The 5,993-nt window shown below is 34.3% G+C and carries 5 protein-coding genes; all 5 read left to right on the top strand.

The window, feature by feature from the left end:
- The first annotated feature begins 123 nt into the window (after positions 1-123).
- The 5 genes from J7J33_03240 to J7J33_03220 all read left to right on the top strand — a co-directional run bounded on the left by J7J33_03240 (position 124) and on the right by J7J33_03220 (position 5,454).
- Complete coding sequence (locus J7J33_03240) at positions 124-525, top strand: hypothetical protein (protein ID MCD6168304.1); 402 nt, start codon at positions 124-126, stop codon at positions 523-525.
- A 155-nt stretch (positions 526-680) separates the two neighbouring features.
- Positions 681-1,490: a hypothetical protein gene (locus J7J33_03235; protein ID MCD6168303.1), complete on the top strand. Its 810-nt coding sequence runs from the start codon at positions 681-683 to the stop codon at positions 1,488-1,490.
- Complete coding sequence (locus J7J33_03230; protein ID MCD6168302.1) at positions 1,465-1,638, top strand: hypothetical protein; 174 nt, start codon at positions 1,465-1,467, stop codon at positions 1,636-1,638. Before J7J33_03235 ends, J7J33_03230 begins: the two co-directional genes overlap by 26 nt.
- Positions 1,639-1,799: 161 nt before the next feature.
- The gene (locus J7J33_03225) at positions 1,800-3,968 is read left to right on the top strand and encodes an N-6 DNA methylase (protein MCD6168301.1); all 2,169 of its coding nucleotides are present in this window, start codon (positions 1,800-1,802) and stop codon (positions 3,966-3,968) included.
- A 1-nt stretch (position 3,969) separates the two neighbouring features.
- The gene (locus J7J33_03220; protein MCD6168300.1) at positions 3,970-5,454 is read left to right on the top strand and encodes a restriction endonuclease subunit S; all 1,485 of its coding nucleotides are present in this window, start codon (positions 3,970-3,972) and stop codon (positions 5,452-5,454) included.
- Positions 5,455-5,993 lie beyond the last annotated feature (539 nt).

The following is a 5,993-nucleotide window of genomic DNA, read 5'->3' as shown; positions in this document are numbered from 1 at the left end:
ACAACATAACCTGGATGTTCTTTGCAGAGAAAGCCCGTGGGCGTGTAGGTAGTAAGGAGTTTTTCTACAAATAAGCTTGGCTCTAGCAAGATGTCAATCATAAAAGGGAAACAGGAGGTAATTATGGGAATTTTTGGTAAAATTGCATTAGAAGTAATAGAACTGTTTGACTCAGGAGAGGCAAAGGACATAACTGAAGCATGGGACAAAGTTGTTGAGAAGGAAGGAAGTTCAACGGCACAAAAAGGATGTCCCAAAGGTGCTTTCCTGGGGCTTTGTGAAGAGGGAATGGTAAAGGGAATTCCACCTGGTTCTTACACGGCTTCTGAGAAAAATAAACAATATGCTATAAAAGCAGTTGACCTACTGCGTAGAATAGAAAGTGAAAAAGGAATTCCTGCAAAACAAGTAGTAAACCAGATATCAAAAGGAAAATTTTGGGAAAAGATAGCACCAGACAAAAAGGAAAACGGCCAATTGGATGTGGTTTTTACTTTAGTAAAAGAAAATTTGATAGAACTGTAGAAAACAGGGAAATGAGAAGCATTAGCTAGTTCCAAAAGAAATTGAGGAAAAGGGTAGTGGTAGGCTGCCAGGGAGATTAGTAAAAAGCCACCTAGGATAGTTGACATAAAAATCTACAATGTATTTACGCCTAAAACTTATTAGAGAGGCATAATATGGCTGGAGAAAACTTAGCCCAGATAAAAGCTAAGATCCGGGAATGTAAACAACGTCCACAAGTGGAGTGTCAAATCGGATGTCTTGAGGATTTATTTTTGAGAACAAACAATTACCTTGTTGCTCTGGAAGTAGGGCACCTTCTGCTGAGATACTTCCGTCCCGATGAAGCTAAGGGCTATTATAAGCAGGCAGCAGAACTTGCCCCAGATGAAGAAACAAAAGAAAATATTAAGAAAAGGATTCAGGGGCTTTCTGAAAGAAAACGTCAAATACCAGTGCGCCTGAATTTTAGAGATCTTCCTCTTCCATCTTTTAGCGTTAGTATTCCCACAGAATGTGATTTTAAACGTGTATTAAGGGAGGCTTTTCAAGCAGCAAAGAACGCTGGTGCAGATTATCTTGTTGTAAAAGCAGGGGATCTTCACAGGCATGTTGGTGGCTATCCTGGTCACAATCACAGAATGCCTGTTTGCTGTGAAGTAATGAGGAGTTTTTTACGTTGTTATAAAGGCGAGATTCTTAATGAACCACCAAAAGGTAATGGAGCCAGTCTAGAGATAAACTATGATCTACGTGCAAGGAAAGAGCGTTTTCAAAAGCCTGCAGAAGGTGAATCAGCAATAGCTGCTGGAGGGATGGTTGTTGGAATAATAAGTGGTGCATTATTAGGAGGAGTACCTGGAGCGGTTATAGGAGGAATTACAGGAGCGGTAGTTGGTACTATCTTAGGAAAAAGCTGTTATTCGAGAGCCGATAGCAATTCCGGCAAAGAAGGCGGCGATGATAAACGAAGTTCATCCATTTGATTACATTACCCTGGAAAGAACGCCCTGCTTTGGCTGTTGTCCTGTTTATAAAATAAAGGTTTACAGCTCAGGCCTGGTGGAGTGGGGAGGTATAGACTTTGTTGCCAGAAAGGGGAAAGGCAGTTGGTATACCAATAATGATACATAAAGAGGTTGGAACATGGCAAGCAAAAGAGTAACCTTATCTGTTGATTCTAAAATTTAGATGAATATAAAAAATACTGCGAAGAAAAGGGCGCATTATCTTATCTAAACAATTTGAATTATTTATGAAAAAGGAAATTAAAAAATTTAAGAAGGGGAGAAAACATGACTAAACAGCTTAAATTAGGTAATGTGGTTTCAGGCGAACTTACTAAATCATTTCTTAAAGCTAAAGAAGAATTTGACAAAGAATATGGAAGTATCTCTTTTTTAAAGAAAAGTTTGGTCCCTGTGAACGGTAAGATTATTGAGAATATAAAAATCAGAAATGAAAAAGGCAAAAAAATAGAAGAATATTATAAATGGCAATTTATTTATTCTCTTATTTATAGCGGATTATATTCGAAAGATTTTATCGGTGTTGAGGTGTATTTTCCAAAAGGAAGCCCTTCCTCAAAACCAATAAAACTAGATGGAGCTATTTTTGACGATGATAATTGGTTAGAGAAATATAATGACTTTTGGCAAAATAAAAACCAAGACTCACTAGATTGGTTAAGAAAGCACCTTATTGTAGCTATTGAATTCAAAAAAGAAGATGGGCGTGATATTGAAAAATACTTTAATCAACAACTTAAACCGGCTATGAAAGAATCTGAGAAAGAATTTGTTATTGGATTCTATTATGATACAGAGCGGGTTTGGATATTTCAAAAGAAGAATAACAAAATATTAAGATATGATGAGTCAAAAAACCAAAAGGGAGGAGAGAGTGGAACAAAAGACTTATCTTTACATCTGCCTGACAGTTATCTCAGTATCCCTTCTTTTCATGATATACTCAATAAAATAATTAAACCAAAAACAATTGACAGAACAAACCGAACTATCGATGATCTGGAAACTATTTCTGGTATACACACTAAACAAGTAAACGATGCACTTTCTAATATACTTCGAACCTTAGATAAAGTTGGACTTGTTAATCAAATAGGCTATGGCTTATTGATTCAAACTTTGGCTCTAAAGATATTTGACGAAAAGACTAATGAAAGAAATAGAAAGAAAAAGTTGAGGTTTTACATTACTGATGAGGAAAGAAAATATAAATCACTTGCAGATACTTCTATTCAAAGGTTTATTGGTAGAATTAAAGATATATATAATGATGCAAAGGGTATTTATCCGACGATATTAGGGCAAAATATTATTGATTGGAAAAACAAATCCCATATTTCTGCTATTGTCTCAATAGTAAAAAATTTTCAGGACTATTCTTTTGTGAAGTCTTATAAAACAGACCTTTACCAATTGGTATTTTATAGGTTTGCCAATGAGTTTGCCAAAGAAAGAAAAGGACAATTTATAACTCCAATATGGTTGATAGATTTCTTGGTGAAGATTGTAAACCCACGAGGTGATGAAACTGTAATAGATCCTTGCGTTGGTATAGCTGATTTTCTTTCTTTAAGTTATGTTAATTCTGTACCTAAGTTAAATGATGCGAATTTATATGGAATAGATAATGATCAACAGATGATTATGCTAGCCCAATTAAATATGCTTCTTAATGGTGATGGAAATGCAAAATTATATTATATTCCCGATAAGGGTTCTATAGATCATAAAATTGATGTTACAGGAAAGGTTGTTGGGATTATACCTGAATTTCATAAAAACGGAAATTGGGATAACTGGCCAGATAAAACCGAAATAAAAAAGTTTGATGTTGTTCTTACTAATCCTCCATTTGGCGAAGATAGAGCATACAGGGCTAAAACATCTGAAGATAAGAAAATTGCAGAATGTTACGAGTTGTGGAATTTATGTAAACAGAAAGACTGGATAGATTTAGGGCTTATTTTTTTAGAAAATGCAGTAAGATTACTAAAAGAAAATGGAAGGATGGGTATAGTCCAATCAAATAGTATCGCATCAATTGACAGGTGGGAAAGGGCACGGAGGTGGTTGTTGGAGAATGTTAGAATAGTAGCACTTTTCGACCTTCCTCCAAATGTATTTGCGGATACAGGGGCAAATACCACTTTGATAATTGCATATAAACCTAAGAAGAAAGAATTAGAAAAACTAAAAAAACAAGGATACGAGATTTTTATTAAAGATATTAAACGAGTTGGATATGAAGTGAGAACTTCCAGAAGGGTAAAATACTATAATCCTCTTTGGAAAATAAACGAGAAAACTTTTGAAATAGAAACAGATAAGGAAGGAAATCCTATTCTTGATGAAGAATTTACAGAAACTATTAAAGAATTCAGAGAATGGGCATTAGGACAAGAAAAAACTCTAAAAGAACTCTTTTTAGGTGAATAACATGGAGTATGTACAAATTCCTAATATAATTACCTATAAGGATTTAGAAGAGAAACATTCTCTTTCTCCAAGTAGCTATAAAATTCTTGCATTTAAAAATAAAAACGTTAAGAAGCTCAGAGATTTATTATTGGAGAAACCAACAAAAGGCGAAGAAGTTGGCTCATTTGCCTATATAAACAAATCAAATTTTTATTTTATAAGAACAAAAGCATTACAATCATCTTATTTCCTACCTGTATTAAATAATGTTGAATGTGCAGTACCAATTTTACCTACAGCTTTTAAAAATTTTAATTTGCAGAAAGGTGATATTTTACTTGCCAAAGACGCAAATATTGGAGATGTTGCTTACTTAGATAAAGATGTGCCTAAATTTATGATTTCTGGTGGAATAGTCCGATTGAGATTTTTAGAGGATGTAAGATACTATGTGTTAGGTTTTATGAAGCACAAGTTTTTTAAAGCTCAAATAGACTTACTGACGGCAAGAGGAGCCACAATAAGACACGCAAAAACATTATGGTTAGATACGCTAATTCCGTTTCCAAATCAACAAAATGCAGATGAAGTAATCAAATTTGTAAGTCTTTTGACAAGATCAATAATAAGAAAAGAAGCGGAGATAAAAAAGAAATATTATAAGATTATGGATCTAATAGATAGAGAGATAAAAGAAAACCAAAAGCCGAATAAATTTTATTATACTCCTCCAACTCTGAAAGATTTAGAAGAAACTGGTAGGCTAGATGCAGGAGTATTTTGTGAAAACTACAAAAAGAAGCAGTTTATTATAGAGAATTATACTCATGGTGCCAAAAATATTTTTGAATTGGGGTTTGACTTTAAAAGGGGGCAAAATTTGCAAGTTTCTCAAATTGGGAGAAGTATTTATACTGAAGAATACAAACCAAACTTTTACAAATTGATTAGACCCTTAAATTTATCAGATTATGGTACAGTAACTAAATATGAATATTTGGGAAATCCGAGGAAACTACAAGTCTTAAACAAAGGAGAAATATTGTTTTCAGCTGAAGGAACTATTGGAAGGTTTTGTGTATTTATTGATATAGATAATAAAGCTATAACAAATATTCATGGTATTACGATTTTTAAGAGGGGTGAAGAAGAGGAGATTGAAAGTATTTTTTTAGGATTATTTTTAGGGTATTTAAGATTGGTAGGATTTCTTGATTATATCTCTGTTGGTGGTCAAGGAGGAAGTTTGGCTCAGAAATACTGGGAATATATTAAAATTCCAGATCTTCCTCGTCCTAAAAAAGAAGAAATATCAAAATACTATTACAATCCTGTCGCATATAACGAAAATAAATTAAATCTCGAAGATTTTGAAAATGAAGATATAAAAATAACTATCGAATCAGGAATTTGGCAATTAGATAAACAAATTAAACAGATTAAACAAAAAGTTGATGCAATTTTGCATAAAATAATTATGGATGAAGAGGTTCATATTTCCTAAATACCAAGGAGAAAGGATCATGAAGCCACCAAAACCCATATTAAAAAGTCGGCGGGCGGATGGGGCTTTCTATGTCTGTTGCAACCAGATACCCCTTTTTACTGATCAACTCAGCAATACACTCCCCGCAAAGAGCAGAGTCTTCTTTAAAAATCCTCTGGGCCTCTTCAGGGCTGTTAGCAAGGACATAAAATTTGTCCGCATATCACCTGCAGCCGGGGCACTTGTGTTCGTCTTTAAAACAGTAAAGCTTCACTGCCAAACCGTTTTCTAAATGTAACCAGCACTTTTTTAGCTATTTCTTTTCCTTTTCCTTCTACTGTTACCTTGAGAGAGTTTTCGTAGATATTTCCCATTTTCCCTCTCCTTTTTATTTTTAACAAAAGGGGAAATAGTTTTTTATTCTTGCCTTATTTCTAGGTAATTCCGAAGATTGTCGGCAGAAGGGTCAGCTTTCTCTGCCGGGGTGGCCTTCAACCCGTTGGTGTTTTTAATAGAAAGAGATGCCTGGGTTCTTGGAGGCTACCATCCCTCATCTC

Source organism: Caldisericia bacterium (assembly GCA_021158845.1).
Lineage (GTDB): Bacteria > Caldisericota > Caldisericia > B22-G15 > B22-G15 > B22-G15.
This window is presented reverse-complemented; position numbering and strand designations above follow the sequence as displayed.